Origin of the sequence: Pseudomonas neuropathica, assembly GCF_051174785.1 — a bacterium.
GTDB lineage: Bacteria > Pseudomonadota > Gammaproteobacteria > Pseudomonadales > Pseudomonadaceae > Aquipseudomonas > Aquipseudomonas neuropathica_A.
In genome coordinates this window covers 384,873-408,378 of record NZ_CP195111.1, presented here as the reverse complement: position 1 = coordinate 408,378, position 23,506 = coordinate 384,873, and the positions used below count along the sequence as shown (strand labels likewise).

Sequence of the window (23,506 nt, the reverse complement as noted above, 5' to 3'; positions counted from 1 at the left end):
CCTTGACGGAATAAACCCATATGGCAGCCCTGAAAGATGAGGTGAAGCGCTTCATTGTGCAGGCGTTGGCCTGCTTTGATACGCCGACTCAGGTAGTGCAGGCGGTCAAGGAAACATTTGGCGTTGAGGTATCTCGCCAGCAGTGCGAGCAGTACGACCCAACGAAGCATGCCGGCCGTGACCTTGGCGTGAAGTGGAAAGCGGTGTTTGAAGATACCCGCAAGCGCTTCCGCGAGGAGACAGCCGAAATCCCGATCGCGAACCGAGCGTTCCGCCTTCGTGCGATGAACCGGTTTGTGGAGAAGGCCGAAACGATGAAGAACATCGGCCTGGCCATGCAGATCCTCGAGCAGGCCGCCAAGGAAGTCGGCGACGTCTACGTCAATCGCAACCGGAAGGACGAGCCAGACGATGAGCCGGCAATCCCGACGCGCATCCAGGTCGACGTAGTGGATGCGAGGAAGCCGAATGCCGAGCCTTAATGTTCCGCAGTCGCAATTCCTTCTGTTGCCCCACAAGTTTCGCGCCTTTGTTGCTGGATTCGGCTCCGGAAAGACCTGGGTCGGATGCTCAGCACTGAGCAAGCATTTCATGGAGTGGCCCGGCGTCAACGCTGGTTACTTCGCACCGACTTACCCGCAAATCCGAGACATCTTCTATCCCACGATGGAGGAGGTTGCATACGACTGGGGGCTGAAGACCAAGATCAACCAGGCGAACCATGAGGTTCACATTTACAGCGGCCGGCAGTATCGCGGCACTGTGATTTGCCGGTCGATGGAGAAGCCGCAGACCATCGTCGGCTTCAAGATCGGTCACGCATTGGTCGATGAGCTGGACGTGCTGACGTCGATCAAGGCGCAGCAGGCATGGCGCAAGATCATTGCCCGGATGCGTTACAACCTGCCCGGGCTGAAAAACGGCGTGGACGTAACCACGACGCCGGAGGGCTTCAAGTTCGTCTTCCTCCAGTTCGTGAAGCAGTTGCGCGACAAGCCAGTGCTGAAGGAGATGTACGGCCTGATCCAGGCCAGCACCTTCGACAACGAGTTGAACCTGCCTGACGACTACATCGCCTCGCTGATGGAGTCGTACCCCGAGCAGTTGATCCGCGCGTACCTAAATGGCCAGTTCGTCAACCTGACGTCGGGATCGATCTACCACGCCTACGACCGCAAGCTGAACCAGTGCTTCGATACGGTACAGCCTGGTGAGCCGCTGTTTATCGGCATGGACTTCAACGTCGGCAAGATGGCGGCGATCACTCACGTCAAACGAGATCAGGGTCTACCGCGCGCCGTGGATGAGCTGATGGATGGCTACGACACACCGGACATGATCCGTCGGATCAAAGAGCGGTACTGGGAACACACCGGCAACGACTACAAGAAGACCTGCGAGATCCGGATCTACCCGGACGCCTCCGGCGATTCGCGCAAGTCGGTCAATGCCAGCCTCACCGATATCGCCATGCTCAAGCAGGCTGGCTTCACAGTCATCGCGCCGGCGGCCAACCCGCCGGTGAAGGATCGGATCAACGCCATGAACGCCATGTTCTGCAATGCGCAGGGCGAGCGGCGTTACCTGGTTAATCCGTTTACATGTCCGACCTATGCCGATGGCCTGGAACAGCAGATCTGGGCGCCCAATGGCGAGCCAGATAAGAGCCAAGGAAACGACCACGCCAACGACGGCGGTGGTTACTTCATTCACCGCGAGTACCCGATCATCAAACCGGTTACCGCTATCAAAATGGGATACGCCCGATGAGCAACGACGTCTCCTTCAAGCGGGCGGACTACATCGAAGTGCTGGACCGCTGGGCGACTGTGCGCGATGTTTGCGCCGGTCAGCACAGGGTTGTTGATCGACTGCCTTACATAAACGCTCACGACAAATCTCAAGAGAACGTAGATCGAAACAAGGCCTATCGCGAACGGGCGGTGTTCAAGAACGCTACCGGTCACACGCGCAATGGGCTACTCGGCTTGGCCTTCCATAAAGACCCGACGCTGTCGGTCGCCAAGAAGCTGGAGTACCTGCAGGACAATGCCAATGGGTCAGGTGTAAGCATCTACCAGCATTCGCAGGGCACGCTCGAAAAGGTGCTTGAGGCTGGGCGCCACGGTTTGTACGTTGACTATCACCAAGACGCCGGAACCGGTGGCCACTCCGTGATCCTGTCGTACTGCGCCGAAGACATCATCAACTGGCGCACGGGCATGGTGAACGGTCACAGCGTGTTGACCCTTCTGGTGCTGCGCGAGTCGCCGGAGATCGAAGATGGCTTCGGTTTCAAAGTGGTAGAGCAATATCGGGAATTGGCGCTCGAGGATGATGGCTTTGTCTGCCGCGTTTGGCGCCGATCCGGGCCGAAAGGTGGCGGGCCGCTGGCCGTTGTTCAGGAATTCAAACCCACCGGCGCCGCCGGCCGCTTGAAGGAGATCCCCTTCACCTTCGTCGGTGCGCAGAACAACGATCCGAGTATCGACGAATCACCGCTCTACGATATCGCCATGATCAACTTGGGCCACTATCGGAACAGCGCCGACTATGAGGACAGCGTCTTCTGGTGCGGCCAGGCACAGCCATGGATTTCTGGCTTGGACGAACAGTGGCGAGATTGGATGGAGAAGAACGGGGTCTACGTCGGTTCGCGGGCACCGATGATGCTGCCGGCCGGAGGTCAGTTCGGATACGCCCAGCCATTGCCGAACACGCTGGTGAAGGAGGCCATGGCTGACAAGAACCAGATGATGATCGAACTCGGCGCCCGGATGGTCGTGGCTTCTCTCTCGTCCAAGACGGCGACCGAAGCACGCGGCGATCAGTCCGCCTCAACGTCAGTGCTCGCCGGCTGCGTGGCCAACGTCAGCGAGGCCTATACCCGGGCGATCATGTGGTGCTGCACCTACATGGGCGTCGACGACGCGAAGGTCGCTTACCAGATCAACCAGGAATTCGTGGAACTGACGGCTGATCCGCAAATGATCACCGCACTGGTCGGCCTCTGGCAGAACGGAGGATTCGCCAAAGCTGATCTTCGGGCATACCTGCGTAAGTTGGGTCTGATCGCACCTGAGCGTACAGACCAGCAAATCGACGGTGAGCTGGCGGAGCAGGGTGACGGCTTGGGTCTGGATGACGAGGACAAAGTAGATGGCGGCAAACCAAGCAATCCTTGACGCCACGATTCGGCACGCGGTCTTCCTTGAGAAGCTGAAGGCAGGGGAGGTCGGCAAGTTCGCCCCCTTCCTGAAGGAGATCGACCGCTCTATTCGCGACAGGCTCACTCAATCGGATCTGACCGAGTACAACGTGAAGCGGCTGGAGGAGCTGCTGAAAGAGGTCGACAGTCTGCTACTGGGCATCTTCGACCGCTACAGCGCGCAACTGAACCTGGACCTGATCGATATCGCCAACTATGAGGCCGAGTTTGAGGCGTCTAGCCTGGCCCGGTCGGCGCCGGTTGGTGTCTCGTTGGATGTGGTCGCGCCAACGGCAGCGGCTATCCGCACGGCGGTGCTGACCAATCCTCTCAGTGTGCGCGGCACCGGCGGCGGTAAGCTGCTGAAGTCGTTCATCAAGGGGTGGACCAGTGCCGAGCGCGAGCGCGTCACCGGCACGATCCGGCAGGGCTTCTTCGAAGGACAGACGAACTTCCAGATCATCCGCAACATCCGCGGTACGAAGTCGGCCGGCTACAAGAACGGCATTCTCGCCACCACCAACCGCAATGCCAGCACGGTGGTGCACACAGCGATTCAGCATGTGTCGTCACAGGCGCGAATGGAGGTGGCCAAGGCCAACACGGACCTCGTGTCCGAGGTTGAGATGGTAGCCACGCTGGACAGCAAGACCAGCCAGCAGTGTCGATCGATGGATAAGCGACGGTTTCCGGTCGACTCAGGCCCGCGGCCACCGTTTCACCCGAATTGCCGAACCACGTTTGTCTTGCTGACAAAGCTCAGCGACATGTTCGCCAAAGGGGCTACTCGGGCTTCGGCAGGCGCAGATGGAGCAGGGCAGGTCAGTGCGAGCCTCGACTATTACCATTGGCTTCAACAGCAGCCGGCGTCGTTTCAGGACGTGGCAATCGGCCCTGTGCGTGCGAAGTTGTTCCGCGAGGGTGGGTTGTCCGTCGAACGGTTTGCAGAGTTACAGCTTGATCGCAACTTCGCGCCGCTGACTTTGGTGCAGATGAAAGGTTTGGAGCCATTGGCCTTTGAACGGGCAGGCATTTCATAGCCTGCCCGCATGGCTCATTGAGGTCTTAAACTGACAATCTTAAATGGATTGCCGAAAGGATCTTTTCCTTGAAGTACGATTTGTCGCTGATCTTGGGACAAGATCTCGTACTCATCCGAACTACCTGGAACATACTGCTTATTCATGTCCGGGAGCGAATAACCGGTCAGCTTTTCCAAAAGAGGGATCGGCATCTCTTGCCCGCCGCTTTGAAAGGTGGTTGGTTCCGAGTGTAAGCCTGTCAACGTAAAAGTTAGGAAATGATTGTCAGCCGTCCATGTACCAGACCCCTTTGTAATCACAGCAGCAGAAAATGGCTTGTCGGATTCGCCACCCGAGAATTTGAGGGTGCCATTCACATTGTATCGCCCGTTTCGGAAGTACTCAGTGACACCATTGAACGCAACAGTTCCGCCTGGAACTGGATGTTGATAGTTGCTTTCCCAACGCCCGAGGAAGCCCGGGTTGTGCTCTGGACCTGACTCATGAACCGCTGCGTAGATTGTCGCGATGCCGGCGACGAGAGTGATGAGTCCTCCGACTCTGACATAACCCTTACGAGTGAATTGCTTGATCGTTTCTAGCTTCATTTTCTCTGTACTACTCCATTAGTAATTTGGCGGTTTACGCAATTCTACCCAGATCGACACCTCTCAGTAGAGCCATTCACTATTTTTCAGCCTCGCATTCGCGGGGCTTTTTTATGCCTGCAAAGCGGGCAACACATACCCAAGGGGTGCATCAACGTGGCAGAAGAAAACGAAATCGACTTGGACAACCCGGCAATCAAGGCCGCTATCGCGACTGCCGTTGAGACCTCTGTTTCTGGTCTGAAAACCAAAAACTCCGAGCTGCTGGGCAAGCTAAAGGAAACCACAGGCAAGCTGACCCAGTTCGAAACGCAATTTGAGGGCATCGACATTGACGCCGTAAAAGGCTTGCTCAGTCGTGCCGGCCAAGACGAAGAAACCAAGCTGCTGACTGAGGGTAAGGTCGACGAGGTCTTCAACCGCCGCACCGAACGCCTGCGTGGCGACTACGACAAGCAGTTGAAGACAGTCACAGCGCGCGCCGAGAGGGCCGAAGCTTTCGCCGCCAAGTTCCAAGGCAAAGTCCTGGGCGATTCGGTTCGCGGTGCAGCGCTTAAAGCCGGCGCACTCCCGGAAGCAACCGACGACATCATCCTGCGCGCCAAAGGCGTGTTCACGCTGAACGAAGAGGGTGAAGCGGTCGCCGTTGATGAGTCCGGCGAGGTCATTCTCGGCAAAGACGGCAAGACCCCTCTTACCCCGCTCGAATGGGCGGAATCTCTGCGCGAAAGCGCACCTCATCTATGGCCAAGGGCCTCAGGTACACAAGCCCCGGGCGGGGGTGGCGGCCAGGCTGCATTTAAGCGCTCCGAAATGACTGCCGAGCAAAAGCGTGACTACCAGCGCAAGCACGGCCAAACCGCATACCTGCAATTGCCCAAGTAAGGGGAGCAACCCATGGCAACGACTGTTAACAGCGACCTGATCATCTACAACGATGAGGCGCAAACCGCATACCTGGAGCGAGTCCAGGACAACCTCGACGTTTTCAACGCATCGTCCAATGGTGCGATCGTGCTCGACAACGAGCTGATCGAAGGCGACTTCCGCAAGCGCTCGTTTTACAAGATCGGCGGCTCGCTGGAGCACCGCGACGTTAACTCCACCGGCAAGGTGACCGCGAAGAAGATCGGCGCGGGTGAAGCCGTTGGCGTCAAAGCACCGTGGAAGTACGGCCCGTACCAGACCACCGAAGAAGCGTTCAAACGCCGCGGCCGACCGGTCGACGAGTTCTCGCAGATCATCGGCGCCGACGTTGCCGACGCTACTCTGGAAGGTTTCATCCAGTACGCCACTGCTGCACTACGCGCCTCGATCAGCTCCAACGCTGACATGGTGGTTTCGGCCAACATTGAAACCGACGGCAAGAAGACACTGACCCGCGGCATGCGCAAGTTCGGTGACAAGTTCGGCCGCATCGCGCTGTGGGTCATGCACTCCAGTGCTTACTTCGACATTGTCGACGAAGCGATCGCAAACAAGGTCTACGAAGAGGCGGGCGTCGTCATCTACGGCGGCTTGCCAGGCACTCTCGGCAAGCCGGTGCTGGTGACCGACACCGCGCCGGCTGATGTGATCTTCGGCCTGCTTCCAAATGCCGTGGTGATCACTGAGTCTCAGGCGCCCGGTTTCCGTTCGTACGCGGTGAACGACGAAGAGAACCTCGGCATCGGATACCGCGCTGAAGGCACCGTCAACATCGATGTTCTCGGCTACAGCTGGAAGGAAACCGCTGGCGGTGCAAACCCAACGCTTGCCGCCGTGGGTTCGGCTGCGAACTGGGTCAAGCACTCCAACAGCAATAAGGTGACTGCTGGTGTGCTGATCACCCTGACCACCACGCCACCAGCCGGCGGCTGATACTGGACCTGACAGCGGCCAGCGATGGCCGCTACGGAGGCTTTTATGGAACTGGTTTACTCCACTCAGAACTCGGACTTCGATCCGGAAAAGCGTTACCGCAATCCAGCGCACTTTGATCGGCCTGAAGCGGGTGTGACCCATGCGTTCGTGATTGGCGACTGGCCCAAGGTGGTCGATGCCTATGAGGCGTTGGGCGTCGAAGTTTCGGTGACGGAGCCTTTGATTAGCCAAACGGTTGACTCGGATGGTTCCGACGCCATTGCCAGACTGGAGCAGGACAACGACACCCTCCGCGCTGAGCGTGACGGCATCCTTCGACTGATCGAAGCCGCCGAGGGGCAATCGGAGCTGGAACATCCGGGCGCGGGCGAACTGTCGATCCGCCTGTTCGGTGCGCTGAAAGCCATTCATGAGGGTTTCGAAACCCTCACGGGCGAACGTGACAACTTGGCGGGTGAGGTTGAATCGCTCCGCGCTGAAGTTGCACGCCTCAAGGCAGCAGCGGAACCGGTCGACAATGCCGAGAAGATCGCTGGTCTCAAAGCGAAGCTCGACGCCGCCAATGTGCCATATCGGGCGAACGCTTCGGTAGAATCGCTTGAAAAGGCAGTTGCTGATCTGCAGCAGGCGTAATAATCCGGGTGCCCGTCAACGCGGCGCCCGATCCAGAACACAACAGCGAGCTGATTCATGACTCTCATCATCGAGGACGGTACCTGCAAGCCTGACGCCGAGAGCTACGCATCCGCCGAAGACTTGGCCATGTACGCCGTGAAGTTTGGCGTGACTATCCCGGCAGAGGTGCCAGCACAGGAAGCGCTGCTGCGTCGAGCCGCGCTGGCAATGGATGGCATGACATGGAAAGGGCGAAAGTCCAACAGTGAGCAGGCGCTGTCCTGGCCGCGCCGAGGCGTCGAGCTGGATTACGAGATCAAGCCCGACAACTACCTGCCGGCGCGAATCCAGTACGGCCAAATGGCGCTGGCCGCCGAGATCCACACCGACGACGTCGACCCGATCGAGAAGCGCAAAGGCGCTGTAACGCTTGAGCGTGTCGAAGGCGCGGTGACTCGCGAGTATGCGACGATCCCAAACACCAGCGGCCGACTTTTGCCGGCGGCGCCGGATCGGCCGAGCGCTACGCAGTTTGCTGACTATCTGCAGAAACGCGGGCTGTTTTCGGTGCGGGCTTGATCCTACAACCCCATTTCAAGCTCCAAAATTTTCCCTTTGAAAACATCGAGTAGCGATTTATCAGTGCTCGCTTTGATGTCCTCGGCGATAACAGTGATTGGGGCTGGTAAAAAGATGCCAGTTTCGGGTACGTATTTATCCTGAATTTCTTCGGTCAGACGCTCGGCCCGAGTGTCGACCAGCACCCGCTTAATGCGCTCTCGAAGCGACTTTCTGTATGGATACTCCGCAACTCGACCTAAATTCTGTGCGCTATCAAGCTTGGAAATCGCTTCCAGTAGATAGTCGGCTTTCTGTTGGTTGTTCACTCATTTTTCTCCGGTGATGTCAGATGACCTTTTACGACGAAATGGCCGTGATGGCTCTGGATATGATCGCAGAGTTCGGCCAGCCCGTGACCATCAGCAAGACTGAGGCAGGCGAGTATGACCCGGAGACGGGCGGGGAGTCGCCGGGCGCCACAATCGAGCAGACCGCCCAAGGCATCCTGCTCGACTTCACGGGTCAGGAGTTCCAGAACAACAGCCTCATCAAGCAGGGCGACAAGAAGCTCAAGATCGCCGCGCAGGGGCTGGAATGGGTGCCGGATCTGCTGAACAAGGTGATCATTCAGGGGCGCACCTGGTCAATTGTGCCGCCGTTGAAAGAGGTGAATCCCGCCGGGACGCCGATCCTTTATGAACTCCAGGTGAGGGCATGAGCCGCGCAGGCGCTGGTCAGTCCGGCAGCTTCGCTTTGAGCCTTGCCGAGTTTGCCACCCAGACCAGCGAAGCCATCGACGCCAGTGTGCGCGAGATCATCATCGAGGTCGGCAGCAGCCTGATCCGCATGTCTCCAGTGGGCAACCCGGAGATCTGGGCGCAGAACGCTGTCGCAGCCCAGTACAACAAGGCCGTCGACGACCACAACAGCGCGCTGCGCAGCGATCCGACCAACCTCACCAAGGGCGGCAGGCTCAAGAAAGGCCGCAAGCTCAACGACGGCATGGATATCAAGGCGCCCGAAGGCTACGTCGGCGGCAGGTTCCGCGCGAACTGGCACATTTCCCTCGGCGTGGTCGAGAGCGTCACGTTCGACGAGGTTGACCCGAGCGGCGCCGAGACTACCGCCGCGCTGGTTGCCGCGATGAGCGATTTCACTGCCGGACAGATGGCTTACATCATCAACAACTTGCCCTATGCGATTCCTCTGGAGTTCGGCCATTCCACTCAGGCCCCCGGCGGCATGGTTCGGGTAACCGTGGCTCGCTTCCAGCAGATCGTGCAGGAGGCCATCAGGAACAATCAGGTATGAGTCACGCACGCGCCCGTCAGGCCATCGAAACGAAGCTGGCCGCATGGTCGGCTGCGCGCCCAATACGAGTGGCCTACTCGAATCAGCCATTTACTCCGAATCCATCTGAAACCTATCTGCGGGCCTTTCAGCTTCCAGCCAGCACCACCTGCCGTTACCTCGGCGGGGACGCGTACGAGTACACCGGCGTCTATCAGATCAGCATCGTCTGTCCGTCTGCCCAGGCCATGGCCACCGCAGAGACGCTTGTTGAAGAGCTGACACGACTCTTTCGCGTAGACACGCCACTGACCCGAAACGGGTTCGATGGCCTCATCACTGAGCCAGTAGATCAGGGGCCAACTATCACTGAGTCCGCGACCTATACGGTCCCGGCCAGCTTCACCTACGCAGGTGTCGCAGACCAATCGCCCGCAGGGGCATAACCTACCGCCGTCAGGCGGGCACTTAAGAGGAAACACACCATGGCCGCACGCTTCCCGCTGCCGAACGGCGCTGTGCTGGAGATCGCCAGCGTTATGGGATCCGCCGTCGCTTTTACTGCTTTGACCAATGCGAAACCGCCGGTCGCCGCCTCTGTAGGGCACGACATTGAAAACGGCGACGTTTTGCTGATCAACTCTGGCTGGGCGCTGATCAACGATCGCGCAGTAAAAGCGTCCGGCGTTACTGCCGATGCCTTTGCGCTGGCCGGTCTCAATACCACCAACACTGACAAATTCACTGTCGGCGCAGGTTCTGGCTCCGTGATCCCGGTATCTGGATGGACGCAAATCTCGAAAGTCACTTCTTTCACATCCTCCGGCGGCGAGCAGCAATACCAAACTGTCGGCTACCTGGAAGATGACGACGACAAGCAGTTTCCAACCAACCGCAACCCGACCACGATCACCATCGTGGTGGAAGATCAGCCGACCGCGCAATACGTCGAGACTGTCGAAGGCTTCGACGACACCAAAGAGCTGGCCGTCGTGCGCATGAAGTTGCGCAATGGCGATCAGATCCTCTATCCGGGTTATGTGAGTATCACTCCTGATCCGACGATGGAGCGAAACAACGTTATGACTCGAACTATCAGCATCGGGCTTTCGGCTCGTTCGCTTCGTTACTTGGCCGGCGCATAAGGACTCCCCATGGCAAAGATCAGGATCGCCCAGAACCCTACGTTCAGGGCACTTGTGCACATCCCTGTCGTTGGGTGTGAGCCTGAGGCAATCGAGTTCACCTTCAAGTATCGCGATCGGCCGGCACTCGCCGCGCTGTTCGACGAATGGAACCTGAAGGCGAAGGAAATGCGCGAGGGATTCGGGGAGGGCACCACATTATCGGATGTCGTTGCTGCCGAAACCGAGTATCAGGTGCAGCAGATCAAGGATCTGGTAGCGGGCTGGGGCTTCGATGACAAGTTCGACGACAAGAGCATCCTCGCCCTTGTGAAGTCATGCCAGGGTACTGCCGAAGCGGTAGTGAATGCCTATCAGAGCGCATTCAATCAGGCCCGCTTGGGAAACTGAGGGCGGCCGCCGCGGCGTTGTACGAAAGCGGACCATCTGCTGAGCAGTTGGCAATCCTCGGGCTGACGGCTGCTGATTTGTCTGGTGACGATGTAGAGGTCTGGCCATGCAACTGGCCGGCCTTTCTCTTGTTCAACCGAATGTCCACGCAGTGGCGGGTCGGCACCGGTGGCCCGATCGGTCTCGATTACAACTGCATTCGCGATGTCGCCGGCTTCCTCGAAATCAAGAAAAAGAAACTCGCTGAAATCTTTCCTGACCTGCAGGTGCTGGAAGGCGAAGCCCTGCGCGTCATGGCGGAGGAAAGGGAAAACAGCCCGTAACCACGGGCACTTATTCAAGGTGAGTCGATGAACATTGCAGAACTCGGCGTCAAGATCGACTCGGCCGATGCGATCGAGGCCAAAACGAGCCTGGATGAGATGGCGAAGGCTGGCGGCCGGGCCGAGCAGTCCGCCGTTTCGCTGATGAACGAAATGCAGGCATTGGAGAAGTCGCTTTCTACCAGCGCAAAAACCACACAGGACCTTGCCAAACAGCGCGATGCATTGGCGAAGCTGACCAAGACCGGCGCCTATGGTGAGGCTGAGGCCGCGAAGATCTCTGCGCAGCTCGACAAGCAACAGGTAGCGCTGGCCAAGTCGACGATGGATGAGCAGAAGGCACTGAACAGCCTGTTGGGCGCCATTGACCCGGCCCGCGCCGCGCTGGCGAAGCTGGATACTCAGGTCGAGCAACTGGGCAAACATCTGGATGCCGGCCGGATCAGCCAGGACGAGTACAACACCGCCCTGAGCAAGATCGATAAGGACTATGACAAACTCAACAGAACCACCACCGGTTTCGACAAACTGCGACTTGGCACGCGCCAGGCACAGGAAAACGTCGTGCAACTTGGGAATGCGCTGTCTTCGGGAGACTGGGGTAGCGGCGTTCGCGCAGTCGCACAACTGGGCGCTGGTGCAGGTGAGGGTGCGGCGGGTCTGCTGGCCATTCTCGGCCCGCTGGCGCTGGCCACCGCCGCGGTGGGTGGGCTGGCATACGCTTTCTACAAGGGCAGTGAGGAGCAGGACAGCTACAACAAATCGCTAATCCTCACCGGCAATTACGCCGGTGTGAGTGCTGGACAGCTCGGCGATATGGCGCGTCAGGTGAGCGCGACTGTCGGCACCACTGGCCAAGCAGCAGCCGTGCTCGCTCTGCTGGCCGACAACGGAAAGATCGCCGGCGAGAGCTTCACCGGAATCACTCAAGCCGCTGTTTCGATGCAGGAAGCAACCGGCAAGGCCGTAAGCGAGACAGTGGCGGAGTTCGCCAAGCTCGCCGACGACCCGGTCAAAGCGTCTGCCGCGCTGAATGAGCAGTACCACTACCTCACGGCTTCGGTTTACTCGCAGATCACTGCTCTTGAGAAGCAGGGCGACCATGCCGGCGCTGTGAAGCTGGCTACCGAGTCGTTCGCTGATGCAATCAACGAGCGCACACCGCGAATCCTCGAGAATTTGAGTTTCTGGGAGAAGGGCTACAACGCCGTTGCTCGGGCTGCTGATGGATTGAAGAATATCGGGCGCAGTGATATCGGCGCCGATATCGAGCAAGCCCAGCGCGACTTGGCGAGCGCTCATGCAGGCAATGTCGGCCTGTTCCAGAATAAACAGGAGATGATTGATCTCTACCAGAATCGTCTCAACATGCTGGAGGATCAGAAAGCAGCAGAAGCCGATATCGCTAAGTGGCAGGGCGAGCAGGCGAAAGCTCAGGGCGATGCCGTCTCCTCAATGGCGAAGGTAGACGCACTCACCAAGTCAGCCTGGACGAATGAGCAAAAACGTACCGACGCGATCAAGGAATATAAGCGGCAGCTCGAAGACATCCGTAAGGTCGCACCCAATGACCCGCGGCTGAATCAGGCGGCAATCGACAAGAACCTTGCGAACATCAACGACCAGTTCAAGGATTCGAAAGCGGCTGGTTCACAGGTCGATCTGACCAGTTTCAACAACGCCAAGAACAACCTTGCAGCCATCAGCGAAGAGTACAAAAACGCCCAGAAAGAACTGGACGCCGCGCAGAAGGCCGGACTCGTCTCTCAAGCCGACTATGCCCTGAAGCGCGAAGCGCTGATCGGTAACGAGCGCGACGAGGTGACCGCAGCCTACGAGGCTGAGATCGCAGCGCTGGAATCTGCCAAGGCGAAAAAAACCACCTCTGCTGCGCAAAGCATCCAGCTCGACCAGAAGATCGCCGACGCTCGCGCGGGGATGGTCAAAGCGCAGAAGGACGCGGACAGCCAGCTCGAGGTACTGGCCACGAATGAAACCGGCCGCATTGCCCGGCAAGAGCGGGCGATCACGACCTACGTTCAGGCGTTGGCTCAGCAGCAGCGCGCACTGGAGCTGGCAGGGCAGCGCGCAGTGCTTGGCGTCGGACAGGGCGATCGACAGAACGCGCTCAATAATGAGCTGAACAGCCAACAGGATCGGTTCGCTCAGCAGTCGCTGGAACTGGCAAGCCAGAAGTCAGATTCGTCGCGAAACATGTCGGAGGAGGAGTTCGCCCGGAAGTCGCAGGCTCTCGCCGATGCGAACAAAGCTGCCACCGATCAGATCCGGCAGAACTACGCCGATGTCGAGAAAGCTCAAGGGGACTGGACCAAGGGCGCAACGTCGGCTTGGGCCAATTACCTAGACTCGGCGAGCAATATTGCCGGCCAGACAAAGACCCTGTTCGGCAACGCTTTCAGCTCGATGGAAGACGCAGTCGTCAACTTCGCCATGACAGGGAAGCTGTCGTTTGCTGACTTCACCAAGTCGATTTTGGCGGACATGGCGCGGATTGCGACTCGGCAGGCCAGCTCGGCGCTGCTGAGCAGCCTCGTGGGTGCCGCCACCAGTTACTTCACTGGCGGCGGTGGCGGTAATGGGCTGGCGGCTGGATCAGCGGGCGCGACGTCGTCGAATCTCGGCGCATCCTCGACAGGTTACTCCAACACCTACTTCCCGCAGGCCCTCGGCGGTGCATGGTCGTCGGGTGTGCAGATGTTCGCCAACGGCGGAGCCTTCACCAACAACATCGTCAGCACTCCGACTGCCTTCGGGATGGCCGGCGGTGGGGCGGGCGTCATGGGTGAGGCGGGTCCGGAGGCGATCATGCCGTTGACCCGGACTTCCAGCGGCAAGCTGGGTGTTCTCGCGGCTGGCGGTGGTTCCGGGACTGCAATCAGCATCAGCGCGCCGGTCACGGTGGTAACCGAAGATCGCAGCTCTGAAGGCATGCAGATCGACCAACAAGCGCTTTCCAAAAACCTACAGTCGCAAATGCAGGCCGTGGCCGAGAAAGCCGTTGCTGACTCTTGGCGCGCGGGCGGTACCAGCTTCCGAAACGCAAATGGGAGGGCCTGATGGCCATCGAGAAATTCACCTGGCCAACCCAACGCGGGGAAACACCCGATATCAATTATCGGGTGCGCACCTCGAAGTTCGGCAACGGCTACGCGCAGAACGTCGGCGACGGACCGAACAACAAAGAGGACTCCTATCCGATCACCTATACCGGCCAGAAGGCCAAGGTGCAGCAGATCATGGCGTTCCTCGACCGGCACGCCGGGGCAAAGGCGTTTCTCTGGACAACGCCGCTCGGCGAACTCGGACTGTTCACCTGCAAAAATCCCGCTCCCACACCAATGGGCGGTGAGGTCTTCAAACTCACCGCCACGTTCGAGCGGGCATTCCAACCATAAGGGGCAACCATGCCGCTGATCAGTGACATCCAGGTGCTTGAGCCTGGCAGCGAAGTGCTGCTCTTTGAATTGGACGGCACGGACTATGGTGCGGACGTGCTGCGCTTCCACGGGCACTCAATCCCGCATACGCCAGCCGAACTGATCGCTGCTGGCGCCGATGCCGACCAACTACCGGCGAAGGCGATCTACTGGCAGGGCAATGAGTACAGTGCCTGGCCGATGCAGATCGATGGGATCGAGGCGAACGGCGACGGTACTGCGGTTCGGCCGACACTGTCGGTGGGCAACGTAAACGGGCGCATCACGGCGCTATGTCTGGCGTTCGAGGATCTGCTCGAGTTCAAGCTGACGATGCGCCACACGCTGGGCAGCTACCTCGATGCCGCCAACTTCCAGGCCGGCAACCCGACGGCAGATCCAACACAAGAGACGATCGAGGTCTGGTACATCGACCAGAAGACGAACGAGGACGGGGAAAACGTCAGTTGGGAGCTTGCCAGCCCGGGCGACGTCGGTAACGAGTCAATCGGCCGGCAGGCCACGACCCTTTGCCACTGGTGCCTCACCGGCGGCTATCGAGGGCCGAACTGCGGGTACACCGGGCCATACGTCACTAAAGACGGCGTCATCACCGACAACCAAGAACTGGACCAATGTGACGCCACGCTGGGCAAGGGCTGCATCCCGCGCTTCGGCGAAGGAAACACGCTGCCGTTTGGAGGTTTCCCGGCCGTTTCCCTGATCGCAAGGAGCTGACATGCGAAAGCACATCTTGAATGCGATCCAGGCGCACGCGGCGGCCGAGTACCCGAAAGAGTGCTGCGGGCTGCTGCTGGCGATCGGGCGCAAGCAACAATACTTTCCTTGCGTCAACGTCTCGACCGAGCCGAACGAAGAATTCCGTATTGATCCTGAGCAGTACGCATCGGCCGAAGACGAAGGCGAAGTAATCGGCGTGATTCATTCACATCCGGATGCGACCAGCAGGCCCTCACCGCGCGATCTTGCGATGTGCGAAGCGACGGCGATGCCTTGGCACATCCTGAGCTGGCCGGAAGGAGACCTGCGCACCATCGTTCCCACCGGTGAAGTGCCGCTGTTGAAACGGCCGTTCGTGCACGGTGCCTGGGACTGTTGGCAGGTCTGCGCCGATTGGTACAAGCGCGAGTGGGGGCTGGAGTTCGAAGCATTCAAGCGCGCCGATGGCTGGTGGGAGAGCAAGGACAACACCAGTCTGTACGAAGCCAACTACGAAGCCGCCGGCTTCTACCGCGTCGACCAGCCGCAGCGCGGCGACATGATCGTAATGGAAGTCGGGCGCACGGTTTACCCGAACCACGCTGGGATATTCCTCGGCACTGATCCGGAGTTGCCCGGCGAGGACGCGGCGACGTTCGGCCCCGGACCGTTCCTGCTTCACCACCTGTACGGACGGCCGTCCGAGGTCATTGTCTTCGGCGGGCCTTGGCTCGACCGCACGCGCTTGGTATTGCGTCATCGCGCCGCTCAAGTGAGTTCGCCAAGTGCGTAAATTGAGTACCCGCTGCTGGTTAAATGATTGACCTGAACTGATCCACCGATGTAGACCCGGTTTGCCGATTTTCGGCTCTCCTGAAGCGCCTGTGCACGCATGATTTCGACGGCGCAATCTGGGAACGAATTGAGGTCAATGCCAGCAGCGTCGACGAGCTGCGGTTTCATTCCCAGCCCATAAGCTAACCACTCGGACTTGAAGTTCGATCCCGACCGGTAACCATAGCCATGAATTTTTCCAGTCTTGCCGGAAAACCCGAAGTGGATAATCGTTGCTGTCTGCTCATGCATAGCGGGGAACTGAGCATTCAGTTCGCGCCAGAGGGATTGAAGCGACTCGGGAGCATGAAGATTGACCGCATCTACATCGAGGGCAAAACCTTGTTCATTCACCAAGCCGATCCAACGGTTGAAGAGAGCAGCCGAACCTGTCCCGGCAACAATCATCTTGAGATGAGGAATAGCCAAGGCTTTGCTCGAATACCCGGGAGCGTGCCCGTCGGGATAATGTAAAAGCGTGTCTGTTGCGACGATTGCTTCTTTCGCGTCCGTATAAAATAGCAATGACGACATGTTGCCTCCTTGCAGCTGGATTTGGATCAGAAGCTACTATCAGCTCGACGTGACTGGGGATTCGTACAAGCGGAAAAAAGCCCGGGCGGGCCGGCTTTTGTGCATTACTCTTCGATAGAGATCGCGTTAAACGCGAACTGCACTCGGTATTGCACGAGAGAGAGATCTGGAATCGCCTCGGTGGCATACCGAACGGCCTCGGGAAACTCGCTCGCGATTAGTATTCCACGAGGTCTCTCACCATCTTGCCGAGCATACCAACCAAGGTAGCGGGCGATCTGACCCACTGCAGAGTCTTTTGCTTGGCCAACCTTCAGTTCAATGACGACGCGGCGTCCCGTTGCGTCCTCTGCAAGGATGTCAACCCTGCCTACCTCGATGTTGACCTGACGATTGACGAAACGAAGACCCTTCTCGATCGAGTCGAGGTTACGCACCAGATGGGTTTCGACGTCCCGTTCCAAGGTGATTGACGTCTCGACGAGCTCTTCGATGTTGGCTTCGTCCTCGACCTCGTATTCATCTGTCTGGCCATCCAGTGATGGGCCCCAGGTATTCACCCCATGAACTTGGGGGTCGTACCGATAGAAGCGCCCATCCTCGTCACGGTAGAGGAAACGATCAGCCCACTTGTGGTGAATATAGGCCTTGGGATTGTTGACTGTGCAGGCATAGAGGTGAGCTGAGAGTGTCCCTGGGGTCCATTGGCTTGTGTAGTTGGTGTCGATGTGATCTTTGATCTGCTTCCTTGTTAAACCGCCCGTTGCTTGTTCAACGAAGCTGCGAAGGGCTCCTGCCATTGTGGTCATGCAATGCTCCTAGGTCTTCCATCCGCGCCGAAATTGGCGCAATCCCAGTCCTTGGGCTTGCAGGCAAAGGACTGTGGAATCCGTTGCGTGAGGGCAAGAGGCTACTATCGGAGATCGGCGGGGCGTTACTGGGGATTCGTACAGGCGGAAAAATGCCCGGTTGGCCGGGCACGTAGAGAAGAATTTAGCGCGAGTTCAATCCTTCTCGATCTTGGCGGACGATCTTTCCCTACGCCTCCGAAGCCAGCTAAAGACCGCGTGCACCGGGTGCAGAAAGGCCGTAAGTACGCCTACGAGCATGATGGCAAAGATGATGATCAGCGGGAGGCTTTCGTGCGAGAACATGGTGGGTTACTCCTGTAGTCACTATGTCGGAACCCGCAGCCTAGACGCATCGTGCGATGTTTTCGATGAACGTATATTCATGCTCCTGCGATTGAAGTGTGGTACGGCGCTGAAGAAAGATTTTCGAATTGTGCAGGGCTCGCCGAGATAAAACCGGTGATATCTTGCATCCTTTCCCACAGGAGTGACCGGTGATGCGCGTCCTTTCAGCTCAGCGAGAGGCATCGATCTCAGCTTGGTCATTTGCTTGGGCAAACATCTCGAGAAGCATCTGGTCATGCGCTTTCTGAGTAACCGAGTAAACCATGCATCGGTCTAGCAGGATTGTTTTCATGCTGCGAGCTGAGGCCAAGTGCCTGGGCTCGACGGAAATTGTCGCCGTCCTGCCGCTCCGTGTATCGGTCGCTTCCAAGTTGTACCGGCCAATTAAGCCGTCGTCCCGTTTGGTTCGGCCTAGGCATTTGAGGGTTAGATTCTGTTCCGACACGCGGGTCTCCGTTGACTATAATTTGTTCAGGAGATCGGCAAACGCCCAAAGCATCGTGCCTACTGATGCTACGAAGAACGCATGCTTCTTAATTTTTTTGGATAGGATGCGTTGGATCACATCATTCGCGAGGGCTAAGCGACGCTTGTGCTCTTTTTCTGATATTTCGATGATGTGCTGTTCGCGTGTTTTAGGATTTATACCATACAGATGAGGCTTTCTTTTTACCTGCATCAGCACTACTTCGACTGTGACACCTTGGGCAAGGCTCATTATTTTCTTGACGTATTTATCAAGAATACCCGTGACTTCAGAAATCATTGCCAAGAAAACGAGAAACGCGCCAAACCTCGCTAACCACATCCAATCTCGTGTCCAGAAGCTAATTCCTATTCCAAATGCAAGTACCATAGTGACGAACAGATATGCTGCCGCTAAATAGCGCTTTGGAATGTTGAATCCCTTGCTCATCACTTCATCAATGTCTCTCATGTATTTCTGCGGACCTCGCGGCTCTAGTTTTGTCGTGTAAGCCTAGCCAACCGGCTGCTTCGTTATTTCCATTCTGATGATATCTTTCCAATTTTCCACAGGAGTGACCTGCATGAAATTGATCGTAGGAGCGCTGGCGGTAGCGCTGTTGGCTGGGTGTGCATCGTCAGCTATTCCGGTTAGCCAGGCTGATCCAGTGCCGCGTGATGAGCTGTACGCGTTTCAGACCAAGCCAGCCGGCGAAAGCGGCAAGGTAACGGTTGTCCGGGACTCGGGAATGGTTGGATCTGGTTGTGACATCGTCGTGTATGTCGATGGCCGGAAGGCCGCGAAAATCGGCACTGGTCAACGCGCCTCCTTTTACCTGCCGCCGGGGAATCCAAGTATAGGAGCAGGTCTCGCTGGCTCCGGGCTGTGCGGCGGGGCAGCCATTCGTACGATTTCTGCCAATGTGCAAAGTGGCAAAGAAAGCCTCTACCGACTCAGTGGAGACATGAGCGGCTTCTTTCTCGGACCGTATGTCGATTATCAGTAAATCAATTCGCAATCAGCCGCCTTCGGGCGGTTTTTTTATGTCTGGAGAAAGTCATGCAATCGAGCGTTGCGCACTATCAGCCGATGACTACGATCAAGCTGTCTGGATCTCTTGCGGCCAAGTTTGGCAGAGTTCATCGTCGTGTATTGGATTCTGGCCAGACTTGGGAAGCCTTCCGAGCATTGAAGGCGACGCTTGAGGGGTTCAAGGAGGAGATTCAGCGCCTTGATCGGCTGGGCATGCGATTTGCCGTGTTTCGCAATCGAAAGAACGTTGGCGAAGCGGAATTTGGCTTGGGTGGCGCAACCGACATTCGTATCGTGCCGGTCATCCATGGAAGCAAGAAGGCTGGGTTGATTCAAACCATTGTCGGTGCTGTTCTGATCGTTGCCGGTACGTTTCTTTCGACCACGCCATTTGGTGCGCCGCTGATTGGCGCGGGTATCGGCCTTGTCGCCGGCGGCGTGATCCAGATGCTCAGCCCTCAAGCCTCAGGCCTGAAGCAAAGCGCATCCCCCGAAAACTCCCCGTCCTACGCCTTCGGCAGCGCCAAGAACACCACGGCCAGCGGTAACCCTGTGCCTATCTGCATCGGCGATCGCCGGTGGGGCGGGATGATCATATCGGCCTCGATCCTGGCTGAAGACAAAGTGTAATCAGGCCAGCAGCACAGCAACCGCCCGTGAGGCGGTTTTTTTATGCCTGGAGGAAAGCATGGGCGCAGCAGCACAGATCGATATCCACGGCGAGAAGGGCGGCAGCAGTAAGCCGAAGTCGCCGACCGAAGCCAGCGACAGCCTGCGCTCGACCAACTTAGCCAAGCTGCTGATCGCCGTGGGCGAGGGTGAGTTCGACAGCGTCCCGACCGATTACGACATCTACCTGGACAACACGCCGATCCGCGATGCCAGCGGCAACTACAACTTCCCGAACGTGAAGTGGGACTGGCGCCCGGGCTCGGTGGATCAGACCTACATCCCGGGCATTCCATCTGTTGAGAACGAGACGTCGCTGAACATCGAGCTGCGCAGCGATTCGCCGTGGGTGCGCTCGATCACCAATACCCAGCTTTCCGCCGTGCGCATGCGGTTGGCCTGGCCGGCGCTCCAGCGCTCCGATGACCAGGGCAATGTCGGCGGTTACCGCATCGAGTACGCAATTGACGTGGCCACCGACGGCGGCGCCTATCAGCAGGTGCTGGTAGACGCTGTCGACGGCAAGACCACCACGCGCTACGAGCGCTCGCGCCGCATTGATCTACCGGATGCAACAACTGGCTGGCAGATCCGCGTGCGCCGCCTGACGCCGAACCAGAACACCAACAAGATCGCCGACACCATGCTGGTGGCCGGTTACACCGAAGTGATCGACGCCAAACTTCGTTATCCGAACACCGCGCTGCTCTACATCGAATTCGACGCCGAGCAGTTCACCAACATCCCGGCCGTCACCGTGAAGTGCAAGGCGCGCCGCTGGATGGTGCCGAGCAACTACGACCCGATCCTGCGTACCTACACCGGGACGTGGGACGGCTCGATGAAATCGGCCTGGACCAATAACCCGGCGTGGATCACCTACGGTATCTGCACCGAAGACCGGTTCGGCCTGGGCAAGCGCATCAAGCCGTTCATGGTCGACAAGTGGGAGCTGTACCGGATCGCCCAATACTGCGACCAGTTGGTGCCGAACGGACTGGGCGGGCAGGAACCGCGCTTCCTCTGCGACATGAACCTGCAGGGCAAGGCTGACGCCTGGTCGCTGCTGCGCGATATCTCGGCCATTTACCGTGGCATGACGTACTGGGCGCAGGGCCAGCTGGTGATGCAGGCGGACATGCCGCGCGCGCAGGACTTCGACTACGTGTTCACGCGGTCCAACGTCATCGACGGCAAGTTCTCTTACGGCAGCGCCTCGGCGAAGACACGTTACACCCGGGCGCTGGTCAGCTACGACAACCCGGCGAACAACTACGACACCGATGTCATTCCGTTTGCCGATCTGGATCTGCAGCGCCGCTATGGCGATCGCCCGACTGAGCTGAGCGCAATTGGCTGCACCCGTGCTTCCGAGGCCCAGCGCCGTGGCAAGTGGGCAATCCTCAGCAACAACCAAGACCGCACTGTCTCGTTCAAGACCGGCATGGAAGGCGTGATTCCGTTGCCGGGCCACATCATCCCGGTGGCTGACTCGTTGCTGGCGGGTCGTGAAGTCGGCGGCCGTATCTCGGCGGTGGCAGGGCGGGTTATCACGCTCGATCGCGACACCCAGGCCAAGGCTGGCGATCGGTTGATCATCAACCTGCCGGGCGGCCGCGCCGAAGGTCGGACCGTACAGAGCGTCAACGGCCGAGCCGTCACCGTCACGGTTGCATACAGCGAGCCACCGGTGGCGCAGTTGCAATGGGCGCTCGACGCCGACGATCTGGCCATTCCGCTGTACCGAGTGCTGCGCACCAAGCGCACCACCGAGGGCGATTACGAAATCAGCGCGCTCCAGTTCGAGCCGAGCAAATTCGCTTTCATCGACACCGGCGCACGCCTGGAAGAACGCCCGATCAGCGTAATACCGATCACCGTCGTTCCGGCGCCGGCGAGCGTTACGCTGTCGTCGACTTCATCGGTTGTTCAGGGTCTGGCCGTGGCCACCATGACGATCACCTGGCCGGCCGTGGATGGCGCGGTCGGCTATGACGTTGAATGGCGCAAGGACAGCGGCAACTGGATAAAGCTGCAGCGCACCGGTATGACCAACGTGGACGTGGTCGGTATCTATGCCGGTGCCTACGTGGCCCGGGTGCGCGCGGTGAGTGCTTTCGACATCACGTCACCGTGGCGCAACTCGATCCTGACTAACCTCAGCGGCAAGCAAGGGTTGCCGCCGGCGCTGGCTTACCTGACCGCTACACCGCTGTTGTTCGGCATCTATCTCAAGTGGGGCTTCCCTGCTGGCGCCGAGGACAGCCAGCGCACGGAGATCTGGTACGGGCCGACGACTGACCTGGAAGCCGCAACCAAGCTGACAGACCTGGCCTATCCGCAAAGTGATTTCTCCATGCTCGGCCTGCGCGCCGGCGTGACCTTCTACTTCTGGGGGCGAATCGTCGACAAGATCGGCAATATCGGGCCGTGGTATCCGATCGGGCTTGGCGTGCAGGGACAATCCAGTTCCGATGCTGCCGCCATTCTTGAAATGATCGCCGGGCAGATCGGCCGCACAGAGCTGGGGGAGGACATCCTCGACGAGATCGACAAAATCCCAGGCTTGCAGGATCAGATCGATGCGCTTGACGGATTGAAGGGGTACGACCCCGAAGCCACCTATGAAGAGTACGACTTGGTGGTGCAGGGCAAGCGGATCTACCAGGCCACCGGCCCTGTCCCGCTCAACATGCCGCCGCCGAACCCGCTGTACTGGCTCGACGTTGGGCAGACGGTGGAAACGGCAAATGGCCTTGCTCAGCAGGTAGCAACGCATACAGTCGAGATCGACGAACTCGACGGCGTCGTTACTGCGCAAGCGACGGCCTTCGAAGCCCTTCGCGCCTCTTCCCGAGATGATGACGGCGCTGGCGATCTCGCTGACGCGATCAAGAGCCACACCAGCACCGCTGCGATCGCTTCCGAATCGAAGGTTCGCGCCTCCGAGAACGAGGCAATGGCAAGGCGCATAACCACCTTCGACGCGAAAATCGGGGAGAACGCGGCGAACATCACCGAGCTGGAAGAGGTGGTGGCCACGAACGAATCGGCGACCGCGACGAAGATCGATCAGTTGAATGTTTCCGTAGGGGAAAACTCGACTGCCATTCAGCAGACTTCCGCAGCCTATGCGGACACGGCTGGGAAGCTGAGCACCATGTGGTCGGTGAAGATGCAGGTCACGGCGAATGGGCAGTACGTCGCGGCAGGTATCGGCCTGGGTATCGAAAACACCGGCGCCGGCTTGCAAAGCCAGTTCCTTGTGAGCGCCGACCGCTTCGCGATCGTCAATACCATCGCTGGCGGCGCAATCGCTGTGCCGTTCGCGGTGCAGGGCGGGCAGGTGTTCATGAACTCAGCGTTCATTCAGGACGCTTCGATCGGAAACGCCAAGATCGGCTTCTTCATCCAGTCTGATAACTATATCGCCGGCGTCCAAGGATGGCGCATCGACAAGGCTGGCAACTTCGAGTTGAACAGCCCACTAGGTGGCGGCGCTCGTCAAGTCATCAACAACAACGGCGGCAAGGTGTTCGACGAGAACGGCGTGAAGCGCTACCAGTGGGGGAATCTGAACGCATGAGTTACGG

At 58.6% G+C, this 23,506-nt stretch carries 26 protein-coding genes; 21 read left to right on the top strand and 5 right to left on the bottom strand.

The features are described 5' to 3' along the window. Nucleotides 1-20: 20 nt before the first annotated feature. From ACRRSD_RS01870 to ACRRSD_RS01855, 4 genes are read left to right on the top strand one after another with little or no spacing between them, the layout of a single operon-like run. Nucleotides 21-482: a DUF2280 domain-containing protein gene (locus ACRRSD_RS01870; RefSeq protein ID WP_099756386.1), complete on the top strand. Its 462-nt coding sequence runs from the start codon at nt 21-23 to the stop codon at nt 480-482. Next, nucleotides 469-1,770 carry a terminase large subunit domain-containing protein gene (locus ACRRSD_RS01865; RefSeq protein WP_435036862.1) on the top strand — a complete coding sequence of 434 codons (1,302 nt, stop codon included), beginning with the start codon at nt 469-471 and terminating at the stop codon, nt 1,768-1,770. The genes ACRRSD_RS01870 and ACRRSD_RS01865 overlap by 14 nt, the downstream gene beginning before the upstream one ends. Next, complete coding sequence (locus tag ACRRSD_RS01860) at nt 1,767-3,185, top strand: DUF4055 domain-containing protein (protein WP_435036861.1); 1,419 nt, start codon at nt 1,767-1,769, stop codon at nt 3,183-3,185. Before ACRRSD_RS01865 ends, ACRRSD_RS01860 begins: the two co-directional genes overlap by 4 nt. After that, on the top strand, nt 3,160-4,248 hold the full coding sequence (locus ACRRSD_RS01855; protein ID WP_435036860.1) for a minor capsid protein: 1,089 nt from the start codon (nt 3,160-3,162) through the stop codon (nt 4,246-4,248). Before ACRRSD_RS01860 ends, ACRRSD_RS01855 begins: the two co-directional genes overlap by 26 nt. A gap of 14 nt (nt 4,249-4,262) precedes the next feature. Here the strand turns inward: ACRRSD_RS01855 and ACRRSD_RS01850 are convergent, their stop codons facing one another. Continuing rightward, nucleotides 4,263-4,838, bottom strand: a complete 576-nt coding sequence (locus ACRRSD_RS01850; protein ID WP_122607084.1) for a hypothetical protein — start codon at nt 4,836-4,838, stop codon at nt 4,263-4,265. Nucleotides 4,839-4,994: 156 nt separating this feature from the next. Here ACRRSD_RS01850 and ACRRSD_RS01845 point away from each other — a divergent pair, with 156 nt between their 5' ends. Genes ACRRSD_RS01845 through ACRRSD_RS01830 form a run of 4 tightly spaced genes read left to right on the top strand, consistent with a single transcriptional unit; the run spans nt 4,995 to nt 7,895 of the window. Then, the gene (locus tag ACRRSD_RS01845) at nt 4,995-5,723 is read left to right on the top strand and encodes a hypothetical protein (protein ID WP_435036859.1); all 729 of its coding nucleotides are present in this window, start codon (nt 4,995-4,997) and stop codon (nt 5,721-5,723) included. A 12-nt stretch (nt 5,724-5,735) separates the two neighbouring features. Then, nucleotides 5,736-6,698, top strand: a complete 963-nt coding sequence (locus tag ACRRSD_RS01840; protein WP_008076958.1) for a major capsid protein — start codon at nt 5,736-5,738, stop codon at nt 6,696-6,698. A gap of 45 nt (nt 6,699-6,743) precedes the next feature. Then, nucleotides 6,744-7,334: a hypothetical protein gene (locus ACRRSD_RS01835; RefSeq protein WP_150729351.1), complete on the top strand. Its 591-nt coding sequence runs from the start codon at nt 6,744-6,746 to the stop codon at nt 7,332-7,334. Between the two features lie 57 nt (nt 7,335-7,391). Next, complete coding sequence (locus ACRRSD_RS01830) at nt 7,392-7,895, top strand: DnaT-like ssDNA-binding protein (RefSeq protein ID WP_435036858.1); 504 nt, start codon at nt 7,392-7,394, stop codon at nt 7,893-7,895. Nucleotides 7,896-7,897: 2 nt separating this feature from the next. On the opposite strand, the gene ACRRSD_RS01825 is transcribed toward ACRRSD_RS01830, so the two are convergent. Further along, the gene (locus ACRRSD_RS01825) at nt 7,898-8,203 is read right to left on the bottom strand and encodes a hypothetical protein (RefSeq protein WP_435036857.1); all 306 of its coding nucleotides are present in this window, start codon (nt 8,201-8,203) and stop codon (nt 7,898-7,900) included. A gap of 23 nt (nt 8,204-8,226) precedes the next feature. Here ACRRSD_RS01825 and ACRRSD_RS01820 point away from each other — a divergent pair, with 23 nt between their 5' ends. The 10 genes from ACRRSD_RS01820 to ACRRSD_RS01775 are packed head-to-tail and all read left to right on the top strand — an operon-like array spanning nt 8,227 to nt 15,975. Beyond that, a complete protein-coding gene (locus ACRRSD_RS01820; protein WP_435036856.1) occupies nt 8,227-8,595 on the top strand; it encodes a hypothetical protein in 369 nt (122 codons plus the stop codon). Continuing rightward, nucleotides 8,592-9,188 (top strand): hypothetical protein, encoded by a 597-nt coding sequence (locus ACRRSD_RS01815; protein WP_435036855.1) that lies wholly within the window; start codon nt 8,592-8,594, stop codon nt 9,186-9,188. Before ACRRSD_RS01820 ends, ACRRSD_RS01815 begins: the two co-directional genes overlap by 4 nt. Then, nucleotides 9,185-9,613, top strand: a complete 429-nt coding sequence (locus tag ACRRSD_RS01810) for a phage tail terminator-like protein (protein WP_435036854.1) — start codon at nt 9,185-9,187, stop codon at nt 9,611-9,613. Before ACRRSD_RS01815 ends, ACRRSD_RS01810 begins: the two co-directional genes overlap by 4 nt. Before the next feature lie 39 nt (nt 9,614-9,652). Beyond that, the gene (locus ACRRSD_RS01805; protein WP_435036853.1) at nt 9,653-10,312 is read left to right on the top strand and encodes a phage tail protein; all 660 of its coding nucleotides are present in this window, start codon (nt 9,653-9,655) and stop codon (nt 10,310-10,312) included. A gap of 9 nt (nt 10,313-10,321) precedes the next feature. Further along, nucleotides 10,322-10,702 (top strand): phage tail assembly chaperone, encoded by a 381-nt coding sequence (locus ACRRSD_RS01800; RefSeq protein ID WP_064116694.1) that lies wholly within the window; start codon nt 10,322-10,324, stop codon nt 10,700-10,702. Between the two features lie 53 nt (nt 10,703-10,755). Continuing rightward, nucleotides 10,756-11,025 carry a DUF1799 domain-containing protein gene (locus ACRRSD_RS01795; RefSeq protein ID WP_180699024.1) on the top strand — a complete coding sequence of 90 codons (270 nt, stop codon included), beginning with the start codon at nt 10,756-10,758 and terminating at the stop codon, nt 11,023-11,025. A gap of 27 nt (nt 11,026-11,052) precedes the next feature. Beyond that, complete coding sequence (locus ACRRSD_RS01790) at nt 11,053-14,103, top strand: phage tail tape measure protein (protein ID WP_435036852.1); 3,051 nt, start codon at nt 11,053-11,055, stop codon at nt 14,101-14,103. After that, nucleotides 14,103-14,441: a phage tail protein gene (locus ACRRSD_RS01785; RefSeq protein WP_435036851.1), complete on the top strand. Its 339-nt coding sequence runs from the start codon at nt 14,103-14,105 to the stop codon at nt 14,439-14,441. Before ACRRSD_RS01790 ends, ACRRSD_RS01785 begins: the two co-directional genes overlap by 1 nt. Nucleotides 14,442-14,450: 9 nt before the next feature. After that, a complete protein-coding gene (locus ACRRSD_RS01780; RefSeq protein WP_435036850.1) occupies nt 14,451-15,200 on the top strand; it encodes a phage minor tail protein L in 750 nt (249 codons plus the stop codon). A gap of 1 nt (nt 15,201) precedes the next feature. Beyond that, nucleotides 15,202-15,975 (top strand): C40 family peptidase, encoded by a 774-nt coding sequence (locus ACRRSD_RS01775; protein ID WP_435036849.1) that lies wholly within the window; start codon nt 15,202-15,204, stop codon nt 15,973-15,975. Here the strand turns inward: ACRRSD_RS01775 and ACRRSD_RS01770 are convergent. The 3 genes from ACRRSD_RS01770 to ACRRSD_RS01760 form a co-directional block, all read right to left on the bottom strand. Then, nucleotides 15,951-16,550: a hypothetical protein gene (locus tag ACRRSD_RS01770; RefSeq protein WP_435036848.1), complete on the bottom strand. Its 600-nt coding sequence runs from the start codon at nt 16,548-16,550 to the stop codon at nt 15,951-15,953. The two genes, ACRRSD_RS01775 and ACRRSD_RS01770, sit on opposite strands and share 25 nt — an antisense overlap. 104 nt (nt 16,551-16,654) lie before the next feature. Beyond that, on the bottom strand, nt 16,655-17,359 hold the full coding sequence (locus tag ACRRSD_RS01765) for an endonuclease NucS domain-containing protein (protein ID WP_435036847.1): 705 nt from the start codon (nt 17,357-17,359) through the stop codon (nt 16,655-16,657). A gap of 847 nt (nt 17,360-18,206) precedes the next feature. After that, nucleotides 18,207-18,683 (bottom strand): hypothetical protein, encoded by a 477-nt coding sequence (locus tag ACRRSD_RS01760; protein WP_435036846.1) that lies wholly within the window; start codon nt 18,681-18,683, stop codon nt 18,207-18,209. Between the two features lie 112 nt (nt 18,684-18,795). Here ACRRSD_RS01760 and ACRRSD_RS01755 point away from each other — a divergent pair, with 112 nt between their 5' ends. The 3 genes from ACRRSD_RS01755 to ACRRSD_RS01745 are packed head-to-tail and all read left to right on the top strand — an operon-like array spanning nt 18,796 to nt 23,499. Further along, nucleotides 18,796-19,218 carry a hypothetical protein gene (locus ACRRSD_RS01755; RefSeq protein WP_435036845.1) on the top strand — a complete coding sequence of 141 codons (423 nt, stop codon included), beginning with the start codon at nt 18,796-18,798 and terminating at the stop codon, nt 19,216-19,218. A 53-nt stretch (nt 19,219-19,271) separates the two neighbouring features. Continuing rightward, nucleotides 19,272-19,874, top strand: a complete 603-nt coding sequence (locus tag ACRRSD_RS01750; protein ID WP_435036844.1) for a tail assembly protein — start codon at nt 19,272-19,274, stop codon at nt 19,872-19,874. Nucleotides 19,875-19,932: 58 nt separating this feature from the next. Next, on the top strand, nt 19,933-23,499 hold the full coding sequence (locus ACRRSD_RS01745) for a host specificity protein J (RefSeq protein WP_435036843.1): 3,567 nt from the start codon (nt 19,933-19,935) through the stop codon (nt 23,497-23,499). Nucleotides 23,500-23,506 lie beyond the last annotated feature (7 nt).